Origin of the sequence: Collinsella sp. LCP19S3_D5 (assembly GCF_052121415.1) — a bacterium.
GTDB lineage: Bacteria > Actinomycetota > Coriobacteriia > Coriobacteriales > Coriobacteriaceae > Collinsella.
On record NZ_JBQKEH010000004.1, the window covers coordinates 66,554 to 86,162 of the forward strand.

Annotated in this window: 11 protein-coding genes; 2 read left to right on the forward strand and 9 right to left on the reverse strand. The window is 51.4% G+C overall.

Annotated features, from left to right (window positions below):
* Positions 1-190: 190 nt before the first annotated feature.
* Together ACTQXO_RS02780 and ACTQXO_RS02785 are read left to right on the forward strand one after the other, a co-directional pair.
* The gene (locus tag ACTQXO_RS02780) at positions 191-1,549 is read left to right on the forward strand and encodes a tyrosine-type recombinase/integrase (RefSeq protein WP_441033280.1); all 1,359 of its coding nucleotides are present in this window, start codon (positions 191-193) and stop codon (positions 1,547-1,549) included.
* A 257-nt stretch (positions 1,550-1,806) separates the two neighbouring features.
* On the forward strand, positions 1,807-3,603 hold the full coding sequence (locus tag ACTQXO_RS02785) for a TM1812 family CRISPR-associated protein (RefSeq protein WP_441033277.1): 1,797 nt from the start codon (positions 1,807-1,809) through the stop codon (positions 3,601-3,603).
* Here the strand turns inward: ACTQXO_RS02785 and ACTQXO_RS02790 are convergent.
* The 9 genes from ACTQXO_RS02790 to ACTQXO_RS02830 all read right to left on the reverse strand — a co-directional run bounded on the left by ACTQXO_RS02790 (position 3,600) and on the right by ACTQXO_RS02830 (position 19,375).
* Positions 3,600-4,514: an MYG1 family protein gene (locus tag ACTQXO_RS02790; RefSeq protein ID WP_441033274.1), complete on the reverse strand. Its 915-nt coding sequence runs from the start codon at positions 4,512-4,514 to the stop codon at positions 3,600-3,602. The two genes, ACTQXO_RS02785 and ACTQXO_RS02790, sit on opposite strands and share 4 nt — an antisense overlap.
* A 9-nt stretch (positions 4,515-4,523) precedes the next feature.
* Complete coding sequence (locus tag ACTQXO_RS02795) at positions 4,524-7,847, reverse strand: DUF2357 domain-containing protein (RefSeq protein WP_441033271.1); 3,324 nt, start codon at positions 7,845-7,847, stop codon at positions 4,524-4,526.
* 20 nt (positions 7,848-7,867) lie between these two features.
* Entirely contained in the window at positions 7,868-10,483 is a 2,616-nt protein-coding gene (locus tag ACTQXO_RS02800; RefSeq protein ID WP_441033268.1) for a hypothetical protein, read from the reverse strand.
* On the reverse strand, positions 10,484-12,304 hold the full coding sequence (locus tag ACTQXO_RS02805) for a hypothetical protein (RefSeq protein WP_441545417.1): 1,821 nt from the start codon (positions 12,302-12,304) through the stop codon (positions 10,484-10,486). It abuts the gene before it with no gap.
* Positions 12,305-12,417: 113 nt separating this feature from the next.
* The gene (locus ACTQXO_RS02810) at positions 12,418-16,047 is read right to left on the reverse strand and encodes a DEAD/DEAH box helicase (protein ID WP_441033262.1); all 3,630 of its coding nucleotides are present in this window, start codon (positions 16,045-16,047) and stop codon (positions 12,418-12,420) included.
* Complete coding sequence (locus ACTQXO_RS02815; RefSeq protein WP_441033259.1) at positions 16,044-17,390, reverse strand: protein kinase domain-containing protein; 1,347 nt, start codon at positions 17,388-17,390, stop codon at positions 16,044-16,046. Before ACTQXO_RS02815 ends, ACTQXO_RS02810 begins: the two co-directional genes overlap by 4 nt.
* Before the next feature lies 1 nt (position 17,391).
* Positions 17,392-18,111, reverse strand: a complete 720-nt coding sequence (locus ACTQXO_RS02820) for a PP2C family serine/threonine-protein phosphatase (protein WP_441033256.1) — start codon at positions 18,109-18,111, stop codon at positions 17,392-17,394.
* Positions 18,112-18,113: 2 nt separating this feature from the next.
* On the reverse strand, positions 18,114-18,572 hold the full coding sequence (locus tag ACTQXO_RS02825; RefSeq protein WP_441545418.1) for a hypothetical protein: 459 nt from the start codon (positions 18,570-18,572) through the stop codon (positions 18,114-18,116).
* Positions 18,566-19,375 carry a vWA domain-containing protein gene (locus ACTQXO_RS02830; RefSeq protein ID WP_441033250.1) on the reverse strand — a complete coding sequence of 270 codons (810 nt, stop codon included), beginning with the start codon at positions 19,373-19,375 and terminating at the stop codon, positions 18,566-18,568. Before ACTQXO_RS02830 ends, ACTQXO_RS02825 begins: the two co-directional genes overlap by 7 nt.
* Positions 19,376-19,609 lie beyond the last annotated feature (234 nt).

A 19,609-nucleotide genomic window follows, 5' to 3' on the forward strand; every position in this document is an offset into this window, starting at 1 on the left:
TCCCCCCTCGCAGGGTTTGTGTGATACTCTCGAAAATGGCTGTTCCGGAGACCACTTCCACAAACACTCCGGGCGGTCGCTGCGGTGAAAGTTGCTTCCAAATTATCCCAGCTTTCATCCAGGAATGGTAGGCGGTCCGGCATCTTCCACTCAGCCGACGCCGGACCATAGATGCAAAGGAGAATATGTCATGAAGATCACCGGTGCAGGCGAAATCGAAGAGGTCGTCAAGGGCAAGGTGTACCGCATCCGGCACCACCTCGGCCGCGACCCTAAGACAGGGCGCTACATCAGGTCCCCCAAGAAGACAATTTACGGCACCAAGGCGGATGCGCGCCGCGCCCTCGAGGAGTACCGTATCGAGCTCGAGTACGGAGTCGACAATCCCGATGACCTCACAGTTGGAAGGTATGCACGGGCTTGGTACAGGCGTCGCGTGAATTCAGGCAGGTACTCTCCGCTCACCCTCAAGGACGACGAGCTCCAGGTCCGAAAGATCGAAGACCTCTGGGGTGACACGCTGCTTCAGAACCTCACTCTCAAGAAGGTGTCGGACGAGTACGACAAGCTCCTCTCTTCGAAGAAGGCGACGAAGAGCACGCTCCACAAGCTCAACGCCGCGCTCTCGCTCATCATGGACGAGGCAGTCGCGAACGGGCTCATAGGGGCGAATCCATGCGGATACGTGAAAGCGCCAAGACCAAAGGCCAAGGAGCGCAAGGCGCTCTCCGACGAGCAAGCCCTTGAGCTTGCAGTGGCGCTTCGCACCGAGGAGCAGACGGGCAATACTGTGGCGGTCTGGATTGCGCTCGCGACGGGCATGCGCAGAGGAGAGATTCTCGGGCTCGTGTGGCGCAACGTCGACTTCGAGCGCAAGCGCGTGTACGTGGGCCAGCAGTACGCCGCCGACCATAAGATCCGCGACCCGAAGAGCGAGAAGTCACACCGCTGGCTCGGGCTCGATGACGGAACAATAGCGTTCCTTGCGGAGTGGAAGCAGAAGCAGGCTCGTGCGATGGAGATCGCAGGCCTCGACCAAGACGAGGAGACGCCTGTCTGCACAAACTCTCTGTACAAGTTCATGGATCCCAACACGTTCAACCGCTGGCGCCGCCAGTATTTCGCCGACCACGGTCTTGGAGAGTTCGGGCCGGCGGTTAGGTACACGGACTCGACGGGACGAAAACGCTGGCGCAAAGGAGCCTATGTCGGCTACAACCTGCACGAGCTCAGGCACACACAGGCTACGTTGTTGATTGGGTCTGGCGCGGACATCAAGACTGTACAACAGCGGCTGGGTCATTCCTCTGCAAGTCTTACCATGGACATCTATGCGCATTTCATTGCACAGAACGACCGTGCGGCCGCAAATACTATCGGTAATATACTGGCGGAGGCATCCGACCGGCCAAAAGGAGCCGAGAGGCCCTCGCTCAGCGAAGCCGACAGAGCGGCAATCGCGCAGCGCATGGCAGACGGCTCGTCGCTGGAGGCGGCAATTTCAGCCGTAAGGCCCGACGCGAGCGTGCTCGACCTGCTGGGTCTTTAGCAATGCTGGCATTCCATACGCCCTCAAACTGCAACACCTATTGAGGGCGTATGGAACCAGAAAGACCTCATCATTGAATCGTCGCTGGTCCAACATCGACGCCGATGATCTTGAAACTATTGGATGTTGGCCAAATTGTTATTTGCAGTCGCTCTATCGGCCGATATCGCTAGAGGCCGATGCGCCCACTCAATCTATAATGAATAGGCATGCGAAAATGCTCTCATTCTTGCGCTTGGCCCTAATGGAGTTGCACCATGAACGACAACATCGCTCTTTTCGTCCTCGGAAACCTGTTTCTCATAGATACCGAGCACGGCAAAACGCCCCCCTCTGAAAACATCTACAGGCACGATGCGAACGGAGGTCATTTTCCTGGCATTCAAGCAAACGAAGCCCCGGTTGAGTACCTTATCCAATCGGGAAAAGACTCTGGCAACCCCATAACCGACATCGTCTATCTTTGCCCAGATAGCTGCCTAGTGCCAAAGATTCCGGTATCTCAGGCAGCATTAGCTATTCCAGGGCTAAACGCTGTGAGCGATTTGATTTCAACCGAGGAATTCTTCCTTGAAAGGATTCGTAGCTATTGTGAGGCCAACGATTGCGCTCTGCCAATGGCCTCGCCTGTCCCGTTCAATCCGCTAAGGCCAGCCGACTCTCTTGATGATCTTGTTGGAATACTCGGAACGGGTGCGCGCGTCAACATCGATATTACGGGAGGCCCAAGAGACGCGGTTATCCTGCTCGCTCTAGCCACCCAAATCATCAAGATGGGCGCAAAGGGAACCACGATTGGTGAAGTCCTGTACACAAACTTCAGTGAAAAGACTATCTACAAACAAAACAACTCATTTGACCTTATCGACCTGGTTAACGCGATTGACTCCTTTACTGATTACGGCCGCGCAGATCAGCTCAAGGCATTCTTCGACGGAAATCCTTATATAAAGGAGCCGACAAGGAAGCTTTGCAGGGCTATGGAAGATTTTGCTGACGCGCTGACCCTATGCCAAGTCGACAACATTGAAGAAAAGGTGCTCCTAGTTCAGCAGTGCCTAGACGATATGGAAAGAGAGCTAGGCGATCTCAAGGAAACATACAAGTTTTATACGGACGCCATTGAACAAATCGACAACAATAGCGACGTCCGTGAGAAAACGTTTCTCGAAGCGTTAGGGGAAATCAGCTCGCTCAATCCCTCAACGGACTTCTCCGCATACAAGAATGATGCGCTGGCTGATGAGTTGGACAAGCTCAGAAGACCTGCAATGATGAATCGTGCCGAGCTCCTCTTCCTGTCACTGATCCCCGCTATTCGCGACAAATTCATCCCGTCTACAACCGACCAGGCTTCTCTTACCCTTGAGCTAATAAAATGGTGCTCAAATCATCAAATGGTCATCCAGGCGTTATGCATCTATCGCGAAAGAATCGGACAGTGCCTGCTGGATAAGGGCTATTTCACCCCTCTCGATGCTGCGCATGAACTCGAAGACGATAAACGCTCAAACGAAATAAGCGACCTGCTCCTCAATTGCTCTTTTGGGAATAGGGACCTGTTTTTATGCGCGGGCATGAAGACCAGAAAGCTTCGCGAGACCCCCAACGCCTATTATGGGCTGAACAAATCAAAGGAAGGTCAACTGCGACTAATTGCAATTTGGTTCAGATATCTTCACGCCACAAGGAACACGATTGTGCACGCTGATGGAGACAGGGGCTCGTTCGCCTATTTCTTTGCGATGGCCTTCCTCGGAAAGGATCGCGATGAAACCGTTGAGATTGAGGCGTTGCGCAAGGACATTCTTGAAGCCATAGCGGTCATCGAAAAGCCCAGAACTGTTTCCCGGCAAGATTGGCAAGATGCTCGCAGCATCGCCTTTAACAATTTGAGCCGTTATAAGCAACGCGTTTCAGACGGCTCAAATAGGCTTGAAGTTTTGCAGTACGCCCATAGTAGTCAAGAGGCAGGTGGCACGTCGCTCGGTAACGCCCTTGACTCAGAAACACGGGCTAAACTTGAGGCCATATTTGGAAAGAGCGATGGTTAGGCTTCGATTGCTTTCTTAGCGAAAAGAATCGCGTCATCAAGCGTCGCAGCCGTTCCCGCGAAACCCTTCGAGTGGCAAAACTGCGCCGTTTGAATGCCGGTGGCCTCTCTCAACGCATCATCGCTCAGGCCACGCCAGCTTTCGGGTACTGGTTTTCGTTGCCCAAAGCTTCCGGGCGCATCAGGAACGCCCTGCCATGCAAAGCCACCTCTTTCGCTTGGGTAAACAACAAAAAGAATTTCCTTGGCAAGCGGATTTGCGGATTCCAGCAAAGCTTCTTTCCAAGGAATCGGTTGTTCGAGAACCATGATTTGACCAGATGTGCCGGCAATCGCCTTCTCAACGATGCTCTTTGCTTTGATCAGAGCATTTCCTCTGGCAATTACATTATCGAATACAATTGCTGCGAACTCTACGGCTTCCAAAAAGGCCTCGTCAAACGTCTTCTCGCTATCCCATTCAGGGTTAAATCCGGCAACCATCTTCGTGAAGCTATAGACGCGATTCATGTCACCAGTTTTTGAGATGCTCCCATTGTCGGCTGCGTCGACGCCCTGAACCAGCGTTTCGTCCACATAATTCCAAAGGTAATCGGGGTTAACGGAACTCTCAACAACCTTGTAACCAAACGCTTTCCACAGCAATCCTGCCGATGCGTAGGCAACCCCGTTTTTTCGCTGACCGTTACCACCAGGCTGGTGATGGTCGAACTCTCCTCGCCCTATGTCGTAAACAATTACATCACCTGGTAATTCATCGGGCACCTCAACCACTCTTGCAACCGCAAGTTCTCCAAAAACCTTTTCGAGGATAACTGTGCCTAGAACTTCATCGGCGTGGAAAACGCCCGAATGCGTTACGACCAGTTTTATGCCAGCCCCGACATCTGTATAGCGACAAATCTTTACCATGCTGCTTTCCTATGCGTTATCAGATACGCCCGTAATCTTGATCGCGTTTATTCTTTCGTCACCAGACAAGTAGAGCCGCAGCGCTTCGAGTAAATGCTCCTCGCTGTCCGATCCTTCAGTAGACGGCAGATCCATCTCGATTCTGGTATGGAACGATTCGGGTCGCCATCCAAACGTGCGCTCAAGCATTTGCACCTGTTTCAGCAAAGTCTGTGCTATAGCCTGATTGGGCTGAAGAGTTAGATGCTCTTCGAAACGCTTAGAGTTTCGGCTCATCAATAACCCGAGGAGCAACTCAAGGCAGCGTGTTAGGCTCATAGCATTGTGCACGAATTCCGTATCAGGCCTTCTTCCTTTAGACGCCATCACGGCTGCGTAACTGTCGATAGCTTCGCTAACCTTTTCTGCGATCGCTCTAATCTCAGCCGCTTCAAGCGCTTCTATGAAATCAGGGTGGTGCCAAATAGCCTGAGATAGGATTTCTAAAGACCGAGAATCAGTCGATGCGATGAGCCTATGCAGAACATCTAGCTTCCACGGCTGCCCAAGATCTGAAAGGAAATAACCGAAGGGCCGATCTTGCACATACGATACTCCGCCTTGGAGTACTTTCTCGTATTCTTCGCGTATTTCCCACTCTAGTTCGGACGGGAAATCTAGTCCCGTATAACACAAGAGCGAAAGAAGCTCAGTCTTTAAAGTGCTGGGCACATTTTCCTGATGGTACGCTCCCGCATAAACCTTGATTTTCGAGATTTGGTCGTTGCGGAATGCCACAGGACAGTCATCGTCATTAAGGCTACGTCCGTCAGCCCAGACTTTGCCATACGGAACAAAGAGATTGCGCCTTATCAACCCAATTATCGATTTAGCGTTATATCTCCAGGAAGAAACGGTGACGTCGGGACTGTCAGACACGTATGCCGCATGGGTTCTGCCATCTGCTCCAGTCTTCACGTAGAAATAGACCTCCGAGTATCTGGTCAGTTCATCACATGACACCTTCCTAAGACTCGTTTCCTTTACATACGTCTCTGTTCCGTCGTGGACGATGAAGCTATACCGACGGGGCTTTTCCCCCTTCCAAGCGAATTTCAAATAACCAGTAAGAAGTGGGGGGATGATCAATTCTCGTTGAAGGCGCGTGGAAGAATCCTCGGCCCATTCGATGAAGTCGCACTTATCTCCGGATGGCTTCCTCTGATTCTTCAAGTCGTCCCAAGTAAGCGGCGTCGGGTAAGAGGGTCCAACGGAACTGTCGTCGGACATCGCGGCCTTCGGTCTCCACTCGACGTGTATTTCGCGAAGTGACGCATCGAATGGTATGAAAGTCAGATCGTATGGATTGTCAGCGCCATACGTATAGGTCATCTTCAGGTGACATTTTATCTCGTCGTTATAGGGGATGTCGGGAGATGTGAGCTTGGCCGCATACTCCAGCGGCGCAGCACCTTCCCCTCCTTGATATAAGGGTATGAACTCTCGCCAAGCGGGTATGGTAAAGCTTTCGGCTTGTGGAATTGGTACAGGTCGTCCTCTTACAGGGTCAACTTTGGTGTCGTCCCTACTGACGAAATAATGATCGTAAGAAATGCCATTCTCATCTGTCGCGGGCGTCATGAGTTCGGGAATTCGATTGCGCCAAATAGTACGATTACCAGCTTTGGCTTGCAGTTTCATTAGGCGCAAGCCGCCAACAACGGGACTGGCGTTCAGACCAATGACTAAATCGAAGTGCCCGTTTTCGTCAGCAACGACAACGTCCTCGACATCACCGCGGTCGACGCCATAAGGGTTGTAATCGTTCCTCCATGTTCCCGATTCGTCAACTTGTGCTATCTCGCAATAGACGTGCTTGCTAGAAGCTTCCCGACTCTCTGTCTGCGGTATCTCCCGTTCCCACATATACCCATGCGTTTCGGGCAAGGCTTTCAGTAAGTCAGGATCGAACGACGCCGTAAGCACCGTAACGCTCGACACGCCATTTACGTCATCGATGATTGCGACAGAATAGCCTTCGTGAGTTATCTCACTATAATCCACATGCTCCAGCACCGCCGCAACAGACCGTGGAAGAGGTTCCGCTTTTGAATAATAGGCGTTGATGTTGCGCCTGATAATCACCAGCTCGAATTCATTCAAGCAGTCTGGAGTTAGCCAAACGAGCGCTTCCGTAGGGAACGCGTCCTTTAAGCGCCCCGCAAAAGCACCTGCAGCAATGTTGAGGCTCTCTTCGTCATGTCGTCTTGAAAAGAACAGGTCTGGCGCAGTAACTGTAGTAATCGAAGCATCCTCGTAGAACGCATCGGACTCGAAAAGACAAATGTCAACGTCATTCGAAGGGTTGTCTGCTTCATGCCATTCTTGCCAAACAAATGAGTCATCCATCACTTCGAATTCTTCATCGCAAGCATAAGCGGGGTAGAGACGTGCTAAATCAACGCAAACTGGCTCATAGTGCAATGGCAAGTCGGCATGCTTCCGAAAGGCTTGCGCTCTGCGTCTAACAGGCTCCTTCATCCAAGGATTAATGGCGAAATGTGCCCAATCAACCGAAACGGGCATTTCGGCAAACTGCGTTTCTTCCGTAAGGTAGGTGTTAGCCAGCTGGACCCAATAGTTTTTCAGATCACATCTTGCGGTATAGTTGTCATTGTCTCTGTTGACATCGTCATCGATGGCTTGGAGCCATCTCCAAGAATCCCAGATCTTTCGATAATCCCTGTGAGATAGAAGCGTGTTATTTGGCGGCAGGTTTTGCCAGCGCGAGATAGAAAGCGCATCGTCCGTCTTGAGCCATCTTTTAATGCGCGGTAACAACGGGTCGTTGCTTTCGAGCGTTTCTTTTCGCAGTTCAAGAATCTCAGCGATTCTCTTAACATAGGCTTTAAACAACTGATTTTCGGGAGTATCAACTGATTGATAATGATGGGCTGCCTGCATATATGGCTTGTCGGATAATTTCTCGCGGATGTTCCTTCCCGGACGCCGGCTTAATGCCACGAAGCTTGCCGTATCGAGCTCACGAACCGATCGAATCGGCATGTACGCATTTTCGCGACGCGGTTCTTCGGAAAGGTTGTCCATTATTCGAGTAACAGCACGTCGGCTATGCTCCAAAAGATGCCAGAACCTATCTTTCGGAAACTCATCACTGTCGATTGAGCAAGAGCGGCGAAGGAGCTCTGTGAAATTCACAGGCAGAGCCTTTCCGGTCTTTGGGTCGAAATCGACCAAAGAAGAAATCCAGTGCGTTTGAGACAGCAATCCCTCTGATCGCTTTCTCTCGTTACCGCCTTCGGCGTACCCTCTGTATAGTTCCTCTAAGTTCATGCCGTTAAGCCTAAATGCGTCTATCGTTCGTCATCGTTTTGTGCGGAGTCGTCCTTGAGATAGTTTGCTGTTTGCCACACGAACTGGCCATATCCGAGCTTGCAGGCGAGCTCGAAATCTTCGGTCAAATCGAATGGCATATCGACACCGCGGAGCAACAAATTCTTGATCGGAATCAGGCACCTTTTCTCGCTCTCGCCAGACGTCTCGATTCCTCGCAGCTTGGGCATGATCTTCTGGACGATTTGATCTTCGAAGGCAATGTGCATTGCCTGCTTGCGGTCCCGGCTACCGAATTCATTGAGCCTGACTTCTGGATAACTCGCCATATAGTATTCGACCGATTGCCAAACGCGATGTCCAATTGCCCTGCCAACGACGCCGAGAGCCTCGTTCATCTCCTCGACGAATCGCTTGTATGGGAGGATTTCTTCATCGCGGAAGCCGGTTGGGTTCTTCTTCTCGTGATACTGCGAGCTCTGGACTTTCCAGCTGTTCCATGTGTCGATGTGAAGCAGCTCTCCGCGATTCTTCTCATCAAGCGATTTTACGCTGGCGCGTCTCTTGAGCTCTGTTGGCCGTGGGAAGTTCAAAACGATGGATCGATCAAGCACCTTATCGGATAGCGATTTGGTCGTCTCATCTTGATTCATGGTGCCCGTCCAAAGCACGTTTCTTCCAAGTTGGATTTGATGCGTCATACCCGTGCCTATCTTCACATCTAGGCAGGGGAGATGATCGCGATCCCGGCCACGTCGCTCCTCAAGCTTGCTTAAAAACTCGGCAAAATACAGTTCGGGATGCGCAAGATTCATTTCATCGAGAAGCACGAGGCATACCGCTTCGTTTAGTCCAGGGTACCCTTCCGTATCTTCAGACGTGAAAACCCAGTCTTTTTGGCTTTGCGCCAAGAAGTGCAGGATGGGTTCAGCGTCGAATCTGTTTTCAATCGAGTTGAAAAAGCCGAGCATCGATTCTTTGCTATCCCAATTCGGCTGAACGGCTACGGACGCAAAATACAAGCCACCGAAATGGGCGTAGAGCCGCGGCAACTCTGATTTACCAGTGCCAGAAACACCTGCGAGAACAGTGAGGGGGGACCATTCAGCGGTCTTGAGTGAAGTGTGAAAAGCCTTTAGCAGCCTGGGGTTAAAGTGCAGCCCATAGTTCTCGCATGCAGCATATACCCCATCAAGCCATTCAAGCTCGCCTAACGGATTCTCCTCATCCGGTTCCGCTGGTCGTCCAGGATTCGGCGATCCGTCTTCAGGGATAGTTGTATCGATTTCGATGAAAGGCACTTCGATTTCCGCTACTCGCGCTTGCCAAGCCTCGGGTTTTTCGTAAGCAGATTGATAGCGTTCGAGTTCCTGATTCAAACGGGCAACCTCGCCTGAGGCGTTTTTTGCAATTCTGTCTGCGTATTCAAGCTTTTGCTCTGCCTCCTGCAGCTTGAAATACATCTCGTTGAAATCCATCAGGTCAGCGGCATCGGCGCTTCGCTCTTCTTGCAGCTGCGTTATCCGTTGGACCGCCGATCGGTATCTGTTTTCCGCATCGTCAATACGGCTCTGCATTTGTTGCGCTGCAGCTCCAGAGGCGATGTCGTCGTTCAGGCGGGCTATCTCCCCTCGTAGGTCGTCTAATTCTGCAAGGACCGATTGAGGAGACCTCCCTCCAAGCTGCCGCCGCAGCTCCTCGTATGACGCAAGCAATTCGTCCTGAGTCCTTAGCTGCTTGAGAAGCCTTTCACGTTCATCGCGGTTAGCTTGTTCGAGCGCTTCAAATTCGTCTTTTCGCGCTTGCGCTCGCTCCTCCGCAATAATGTCAAGCTTCCCCTCTTTCTCTTCCAATCGGTCTTCGAAGCGCTTTCGCTGACGATCGAATCCAAGCTGCTCCAAATCAAAGTCTTCGATCCGTCGATCCAGCTCACTTTGTTGGGCATCAAGAGCTCCGCGCTGCTTGTCGATCTCGGATCTGATTGTTGCCAACTCTGCCGACTGGCGCTTGTACTCTTCTTTCCAAGAGGCCCTCTCAGCGGCAATACTAGCCCGAGCCGCTTTCAGCTCCTCTTTCAGCGAGGCATCATGTTCGGATCGGATTCTCGCAAGGTTTTCTTGAAGGGCCTTGATTGCCTCCTGCTCGCGCTGCGCAATAGTGCTTTTCGACTTTTCGTCTTCATCTTGGAGCAGTTGGTCGTGCTTGCTCTTGGCGAGTCGATAGCCTTCGTCGCGCTCGCTCTCAGCTTTTCTCACGGCGGTTTCGCGTTCTACAACATCTAGTTCCAGTTGTTCCAGCTCACTGGCTTTTGCTTCAAGGGTGATGCCCTGCTCGACTATTTGCGCTTCGCGCTCCGCTAAGGCGTCTTCCCGTTTTTTGATCTCTTTCTCGCGCTCGTCAAGATTCGACTGCTTTGACCTCAAAGCCTCCTCGCGTTCGAGAAGAGCTGTTTCGTCAATCGTCGAAGTAACTGGTTCCTCGTTTGGCGCCTCAGCTTCGCTTGACTTAGCCTGTTCCGCTTCCGCCTTCTTGACGTCCTCTGCAGCAGCAGCTTCGTCACGCTTGGCCATCTCAAAAGCGAGATCGTCCTGCGGGCTCCAAGTATTGCGGTTGCGATTCTTCTTCCTTGCGCTCATCTAAACCTCCAATATGGCTTTTATAACGTCAAAAGCAAAAGCTCTGTATTTCCCTGCATCCTCTTTGCACCCAGGAATCACGCCATTGCCGTGACCACGAATTGCTATCAGTTCGCAAATGTCATCAACAAAACCAGGAACGGATTCCTCGATTGAAACAAGTTTTTCTTCGTCAGCAAGCGCTAGATATACAATCAGCGATGGACCGAGCGTATGGTTCCCCCCGCCCTGCAGGGCATCTTGAATGAACGTTCGCTTTGCATTCAAGAGCCCTCTTGGAAGGGTGCCTAAATTCAACTTCTCACATCTGCTAGTTGCCGTCGAACATGGGTCGAACAATTTGCTGTCTGGACGGCTAACCCTGTCAGAAAGAATTTCCGCGTCTAAGACTGATTGCAGCGCAGCGTAGTACTCGTTAACCAAGAGCTGCAAGTTCTCTTCGCCTTCGAAGGTGATCCAGAAGCGCTCTGCGCTTAGTAGCGCCTCACGCGTACCTCGTGTCATTCTTAGATAGGGTACAGCAGGGCCGAATTCTCCCATAATGCTGTTCTCTGCATTGAAGTTGACGTTCTTGAATGTGCTGTCAGCGTCCCCATTACGTAGCTGGTTAGCATCGTCGAATCTCACTGCAGGCAATAGCGTAGAGACAAGCTCTTTCATGAATAAATCGTCGGGCTCGCCGCTTTGCACGAAGCGATCACTCTCCCCGCCGTGAAGGGGGGCGTCTCTGCGGGCTTTCATTCGTCCAATTCGAGCCACAAAGTCAGGGTGCGCATGGCAGAACACCCGGAGCGGATGAGAGGGGTCGTCTTCTGCTTGCAGTATAGACATGGGTAGAACAACCCTCATCTCAGGCGTGCCGGACAGATAGTTATTAATATTCCGCTTATCGACTGGCGCGATGAAACCCGAGCCGTCGCATCCGATGGCCGTCATGGCCCCTCTAAACATGTCGATTTGATCTCTTGGCGAAGAGAACCTTAGCTCTGGCACCTTGTCGTCAAAGCCGTTTATGCGGCAGGAATAGAATAGGGCCCATTCAATTGCCGCATAAATCTGGCCTATTGTTCTTGTTCCGTCTTTACGTACCCGCAGGTTTTGGGAAAGGCCCGGATAGAGCTTTCGAATGCTTTGGCTTGCGTATGCTGCTTTGCTGTCATCAGCCGAATCGCCATTTTCAACGATAAGGCTATCGCTCCATTCCATCAGCCAGTCAGATAGCTCTTCGTTTTCGCCCATCTCCTGAAGAAAAGTTGCTTCTAGCTCTCTTGAATAGCCGTAGCCGAAAGGATCCGCTATGCGCCATCGCCCATCTGAATCCCTCATGACTATGGGGCAATCGAGGGAGAACCTCTCTGGGTTGGGCCCTATATCGATTTGGCCGACTCTCGGTAGGCGGATTGTCTTTCCGTACCCCTCGACTCTGCGTTTCGTCTCACGCATCGCTGCGAGCGCCTCTTCCGGCGTGGGCGGCCCGAATCGTAGTTTTGATGCACGCATTGGCTTGGTATGGGACGGCTCTTTCTTACAACGGGGCGGCTCATCGTTCTGAGGCAGATGGATGAACGGGAGAAGTTTGCCCGATACGAGCTCGCGGAATAGCCACGCCGTCCTTAGCTCCAGCCCGCCTTCGTCGTCTAGCTTTTCCTTACCGGTATCGGTGATTCTGTTTTGCTCGTCGAGAAGCGCCTTATCACGCAAGCGGAGCAGAACGCCTTCAACGAAATCCGGTTCCAAGCACGTTTTAGCTGATATTGAATTAACATCGCGGATCCGTGTTGCGCGCATTATTCCGAGGACAACCCTCTCAAACGGATTCAAGCTGTCTTCGTCGCTGATGTTTCGGGGAAGGCTGACGCGATAACCGTTGACTGGCCATTCGAGATGTCGTGCTGCCCCAATTATGCCCGCTTTCGGCGTTACGTCTCCGAAATCTAGATACCTGACTTGCACGGTATCATCACCCCCTCTGCGCAGCAGAGCAAGTAAAAATCCACGAGTCCTGGTATGTACTTGTCGGACAAATCAGTTTTAAGCAGATTGCTATCTCCAACGACAACGAGCAATTTCTTCTGTCGGCTCATGGAAACGTTCAGGCGGTTGTACATCGTCAAGAACCCGAATCGCCTGCGCGCCTCCTTGGCTTCTTTGGAATCTCCCGAAGGCCATACTAGCGGTCTCGGTTTGTAAACAGGGCGCTTTACCTCCTTTGTTCGCGTCACTGTTCTTGTTTGAATGGGCGACGTTTGGCTGCTCCTATTAGCTCGGAATCTGCCCAGGAATCCGCCCTGGTCAACTCGCTCCTGATTAACAGCCTCTTCGTATTGTTCTGTGACCTGCTCGAGTCTTTCCTCAAGTTCGAGCTCATGAATGGCGATGCCGTCCTCTAGCGTTCTTACCATTGAGAGGAATACGACATCGAACTCCATTCCCTGAAACGAATCGACGGTGCCAACGCGGATTTTGCTCCCATCAACTCGGTCGCCAAGCGCTTCCTTGATAGTTCTAACTTGCCCTTTGTAGAAGGAGATTACGCCATAGCTGAGTTTGCTTCCTTCGTCTGTTGCGAGCCACTCGTCTATCTGAGCGACTATGGCATCAGCCTCAGCCTGCCTGTAGAGGCTGGAGCTCTCATCCCGTTTCTCTTTGCCCTTGAATCTAGGTACGTCAATCCACGCAAGGGGCTTGTTGGAAGTTCCCGGAAGGTTGTGTGCGTAGTATTGGGGGCCAAGACCGGATTTAACCTTTTCTTTGCCTTCGCTATAACGCTCATAGAAATTCCTGCTTATGAAGTCTCCAAGTAGCGGGTGCATGCGGAATTGCGTATCGAGTGTTACATGGCGGCAAATCTTGTCGGTTTCCAACTCGAGAACTCGTTCGGTAAAGAGTTGCTCGAACATGGATTTCTCAAGCCAATCCAAGTCCGACATGTCCGCGTTTTCATGTTTGATTGCTTCTTCGATTTGCGTATCAATTATATGCGGCAATTGCCTATGGTCCCCGACAAGGATGATTCTCTTCCCTTGTGACATGGGGATCATCAGATCGCGCGGGGCCACACGTGCCGCTTCGTCGATTATTACATACTCATACACGAACTCCGGAGGCCCATCGTCGGTCGCCTTCGCTTCAAGCATCATCATGCTTGAGCTTTGTTGGCAGGTCGCCGCGAAGGCAAAGCTATATTCAGCAACTGCGTCAATCATTCCGTAATGGTTGTTTTCGAGATCTGTTACAAACTCCGAAAGTATGCGCAGCTCTTCATCAGAGCCAGATAGCCTAGGCTTCTTGCTCGCATCTATGAATTCTTCAGCAAGATGTAGGACTACTTCGTTTGGTTTGTTTACATAGAACACAGGAGGGACGGATAGCCTTTCCAGTAGCCTTGCTTTCAGCGCAACAAGATCCTTGAGGAAAGGAGGTGCTCCTCTTGAGATATTCCACACACTTGCTTTATTAAGAAGCTTTCGCTCGGGGGGCTCTAGGAAATCGTATAGCTCTTCAAGGACATCCTCTGCTCTTTCTGGCCCATCGTCAAGGAAGCTTTCCGCTTTCACGCGCAGAAGCCGCACCGCCGAAAGCTGTACGTTGGCGTTTCCAAGCCTTTCGCGATCCTTTTGGTTGGATAGCTCGCTTTGCGCCCTATCTCGTAGCGAAGAGCCAGTTATTGAGATAGGGGCATCGATGATTTCTTGGAGCAGCTCGATTGCCAGTGCCGCACTAGGAGCCTTGCTGTACTGCAGGGCCAACATCTGTGCGCGAGACGATTTACCTGCCTCGTCTATCCTGGGGTTCTTCGCGCGGATCTTGACCGCTACTTCCTGGCACCATTCAGCAAGTGCGTTCTCGAAGAAGCTCTCTCTTCCCGCATCTTTATCCGCAGAGCTCTTCCCGAACTTTGGCACGCAGGGAAGGCCGTTTAGCGACATTCTGCTAATCATGTTCTCGACGGCGTCATGTTGAAAACCGCTCAACAGAACTTGGCCTTTGACATTGATTCCTTTTTCGGCACAAATCTGGTTTAGCCTCTCGACAATAGCTGTAATAACCGTGGTCTTGCCAGTCCCCGGCGGGCCTTGGATAAGGGCAATGTCGGGAGTATTGAGCGCAATGTCGATAGCCTTGATTTGCGAATCCGTAGGAGGATTGCTTGGAAATACCTTTCGTCTAACGGATGCGTTCAAAGCGGTCACCCTGCTTGGGACCCTTGTTGATGTAATTGACTGTCCCGGTTCGAGTATCAACGCAAGCTGAGGGTTTGCCGAATCGCAATCCTTTATTCGTTTTCTGGCTTCTTCTCTTCGTTTGATTTGAACGGTGTCGCCGCTGATAGACAAAATGAGCTGTCCGCTCGGTGGCAATCCATGAGCGCGGAGAGTTAGCTTGTTGGTCCCCTCGTTGAACCGTACAAATTTGAAGGTTTTCTTTTCTTCACGCGCTCTGCCCGATGCTCGCTGTTCGCGGTTCTCACTCATGAGCTCCGATACGAATTCCTCGAAGGACATATCAAGGTTTTCTAGATAGGAAGGGATTTCCGTTACGAGGTCAACGGATTCGATCCCGCTAATTGCAATTTCGGTAAATGCTTTCTCGCCAACACTCGAGCTAACAAGTTGAACGGTTGTCGTCTCATCAAGTCCCTGCTCTGCGTTAGTGTAGAAAAGAACCCCGTATTTTCTTGCTTTCTCAAGAAGGAATCCGCCCTCTTGATCACCGTATTCATCCCATTTTTTTAGGTAGGTGGAACTCTCGTTAGATAGCGCCTCTACTTGAGCGCGCGCCATATCTGCTATCCCGCCCGTCTGTGTTAGATCAGAAAAAGACAGTCGACCATGCGCCAGTCTCACGCTTCGTCCAGAGCGATTCTCGCGTTTGGTCATCTTGCTTGCGACATATATGTCACCGATGCCGGGGAAATTTCTTTCAGTAGCAGAAAAGAATATATCCCGACCAACGATGCCGAAGGATTTCCCGATGGGCGCAGCGGAGCTTGAATATGATGCGAGCGACTCCCCTTCGTTATCTTGGGCAGCTGACTTGGGCTCCTTGTGCTCAGCGGCTTCGGCAAGGTAAATATCGTTTTCGAGCGCAGAACCGGTCACGATAAAGAAATAGTTCTCATCCCCATGCCTGAAGTTAAAATCGTTTCGCATTTGCTTGCGGATGGCGTCATCGTCCTTGCGCCAAGGAGCCCTATCAATTTTCTTGAATCGTTCCGTCATGTATTCATCAACGGCTATTTCGACATCTCCCATTTCTGCGCGACGCTGAAAGAAGAACGCAATCTGCAGCTCAAAGCTACCGTCATGCAGCTGGGGCTCCATTTGTGCAAGAAACTCTCGCCCTAAGGAGAGCTCGCCATCCAATCTGGCCGAAGTTGCCTTGTCTACCGCCTTGGCATGGATTATGACGTTGTTGACGAATAAATCGAACTCACCTAAAGCTGCTTCGCTCGGCTTCAGGAATTTTACTGGCAGAGGCTTGGCGTTTTTAGGTTGCGGTATCTTATCGTTCGTTTTAAGTCGAAACGACATTATGGGCACAGGAAGGTCTTGGAATTTCATCGGCCCTCCTCGGAAAACTCGAAATCGAAAAGTGCTGACGGGTCAGCATAGCCCCGAGACGGCGCGACTGTTTCGTCGTTGAAATTTATATCAAGCTGATACTCTGTCGTGTCGTTGTAATGCTGTAAATCGAATGGATGCAGAAGTCTGTGCGGAACAACCACATCACCCTCGCCTTTCTGGATAACCATGTCCCAGCAGCTGCTCTCAAGCGTTACGGTTTTCGGCCGGTCTGCATCACAATAAGGGCATCGGCTTTCGTCGGAGTAGTAGGACATCTCGCAGGCAGGACAAATCAACGAGTGGTCGTGGGCCTGGGCCATCGCCATCGCCCAGAGAGAAGCGGGCGTTCTGCGATAGGGCTCCGTGCGGCCATAGCCTAGCGTCTGCTGGAACATCCATCGCAACATGGGCGTAAGAACTAGCTCTCTGGGTAGCCCAGCACCCTGCGCTGCATTGCTGTCGTCGTTTTCGTCATCGACAAATGGGAACTTTCCGGCATATGCCCTTTCATCCAGATCACCAAAATCATCCGCGGTGATCTCCTCGTCAGAATCCCACCCGCCATCAGAATTGTCAGGATCAAGCACCTTTAATCCAACGAAGGGATGGTTGAGGACAAGCATTTCAAACGCCATAACGGCGAAGGACCATACATCGGATACTTCACGTGATGCAGAAAGCCCTTGCACAACTTCCGGCGACCCAAACCGCGGAGTATAGACAGAGGACCCACCCCGTTGCCGCTCAAATCTAAGGTTGTCTGCATCGATTAGATAGACCTCGTTTGTGCTGTTGTCTATAAAAGCATTTTTTGGTGACAAATCGCAGTAAACCAAACCGTTGGAATGAAGCCTTCCCAGTACCGCAGCGCAACCCGCCAGAGCAAGAAGTCTTCTCTTGGTCGAGCCAGTCTTGCTGTAGTGAATCAAAGAGATGGCCAGCTCTCGATCGGCCCCCTGTAGCCATCCCGGCATATCCGCATCTCGTATTGCTTCTTTTGCGTCACCTTTGAGGTAAAAGGCACTATCAAATGACCTCATTCCCCTGAGAAGCCTCATAACGTAACCAGGCTCGTCGCGAAGGATCGATAACGGGAGAGCAACTCTTGCATCTTTCGGAATGGGCAGGCATCGTACGCCACGAAAAACGTTTCTCATGTTTGAATTTAAATCAACCTCACCGGTAGTGGGGTCAATAGGCTGCTTGATGGCAAGATCGGGGTCTTTTGTACGGTATACGACGCCTTGCCCTCCGCGCGAAAGTTCGTTACGTAGACTAAATACGTTACCGAACTCATCAATGCGAATCTCGCCGGTCCTAGACAAAAAGCTTTCGGCCATCCTATGCCTCCCTTCTTATAAGGCAGGCGATAGTTTTGTCGTCCGTATGCTTTGGTGTAGGCCAGTTTTCAAGCATTGCTTTAGCTTCCCTCGCTGCAACAATCGTTGCCATTTCCGAGGCTGTTCGAGAGAAGCTCCTCAAGAAATCGGCCAGGGCATCCAATCCGTCAATATCATCGGACACGCCATCGGTGCAGAGGACGATGGCTTCGCATTCGTCTTCCGGAATTCCCACAAGCTTCCACTTGTCAGCTGTTAAAGAAGCCGCTAACGAATCGGTCATATTAGAAAAACTATCAGCCTTGTCGTCTGTCAGCATCGTGATCTCGCCGTCGCTTTTTACTGCAGCGGCACAGCCGTCGCCAAGTTGTCCAATCCACACCATTGATTCAAAGACAATGCCAAACAAGCAGGTAGCAGCAGCTTGATGCGGTTCGAAAGGTGCAATATGCTCGAGCCAGCAATCTTTGATGCTGTCGAGAAAGTCCTGATCAAAAACTGTACATTCGCCTATCCACGTGCTAAACACGGCTCTTTCGACAGCCATGCAAGCAGCCGTGCTCCCAAAATGAGAGAACTCTTTCGAACCGAGGCCGTCAGACACGACGATGCCGTCGCAGAACGAACGGTGAAAAGAGGTCCAAGAATCTTGATTTGGCGTGCGGGTGGCAATGTGACCAGGTCCTATGACGCTTGCGCCGAAGCTTGCCCAATATCCCATGCTTACTCACCGAACTCCTCGAGTGCAGAAAGCAAATGCTCCGCTGCGTATGCAAATTTTTTCGCACTCTTCAGGTTTGCGTCTGCCCCAAGGAGCACCACCCGGAAATCGTTTTCCCTGAAAGAGCTAGCCCACTTATCGAATTGTCCAGCAGAATCATTCCAGTAACCATCAGAGAGGATGATGACTGGCTCGTTGCCACTATTGCCAAGCACGTCGATAAGTGCTCCCACGTTTGAAGACCCTGAACAGTTCATGAGTTCTTCGGGCAAATCGCTATCGTAGCTCCACGGAAGCTGCCTGACTTCATCGTTCCACGCAATCAGACTGAGTTTGGCATTAGGATTGAGCATTTGATAGTACTGACCAATCGTACGCAACGTTGTACGCGCGATGAAGCGCTTGCCACATTCAGACATGCTTCCCGAGGTGTCGCATACGATGGTTGCGGAGTCTACCACCTGAAGCCCTCTTCTTCGTCTTCGTCTTCTTCGACAATTACCGCGTCAAAGATTTCGACACTGTCGGCATAATCCGCTATTGCGTCAGCTTTTTCGATGGCTTTCTCGCCAGATTGAAGCCTGAGCACCTGTTCAGCAGGAATAAGCTGATTGGGATTCTGAGATTGCGTGCGTTGCGTAACGCTCATCGTCACGAACTTGAAGAATTTGATTATCTCACCAGCTTGGTCAGCGGTGAACACGGGATTATCGGTCCCCTCTACGAATTGCTCTAACATTGCCCATTCGGGGCTGCCCTCACTACAGCCGATGGCAAGTGCCATACGGTCACATTTGGCAGTACGACCGTTGCCAATAAACTCATTCAACGGGTTTTGCCAGCTATCGTTAGGCATACCGTCGCAGACGAGCACAACAAGAGGCCTATAAGAGCGGGAGGGGATTTCCTGCTTATCCTCAACAAACTGTTTGGCCATACTGAGCGCGGCGCCAAGAGGAGTTCCTCCGCTTGGTAGCAAGTCATGGTAGTTGACGCCTGCAGCGGTAGTGGAGCGCGCTCCTTCCACAAAATGGGCCCCAGAACCGCCGAAAGCGATGATGGAAACGAGGAATTCAGATGCCTGCGTCTCTTCGCGCGACAGGGTTGCGAGCATCGTTTTAACCGCCTTGTTTAAAACGTCAATCTTTGTACCCTGCTCCGCACCGAGAGACATGCCCATAGAGCCGCTCTCGTCAAGCAGCATGATGATTGGCAGCGGCTTTGCCTTGGCGACGGTAAAATCTGCAGCGTTGAATTTTGCCATGATGTCCTCTCCTTGAAAGTAGCCCGGTAGGGACGAGCATAGGTTACTAAAACCGTGTATTTTCATTATAAATCTTGGCAGGTGAACAAGGTGTCGGTCTTTGCAGGCATCCCGTTTCCGGCCATTCGTATTATTTCACCACGCCACGCTCCCGCCTACAGCCCAATAGGCTGTATGACTAAAATATTGCTTTGTCATTTTGAAAGCCCTGAATGATATTGGAACGTGTTGCCC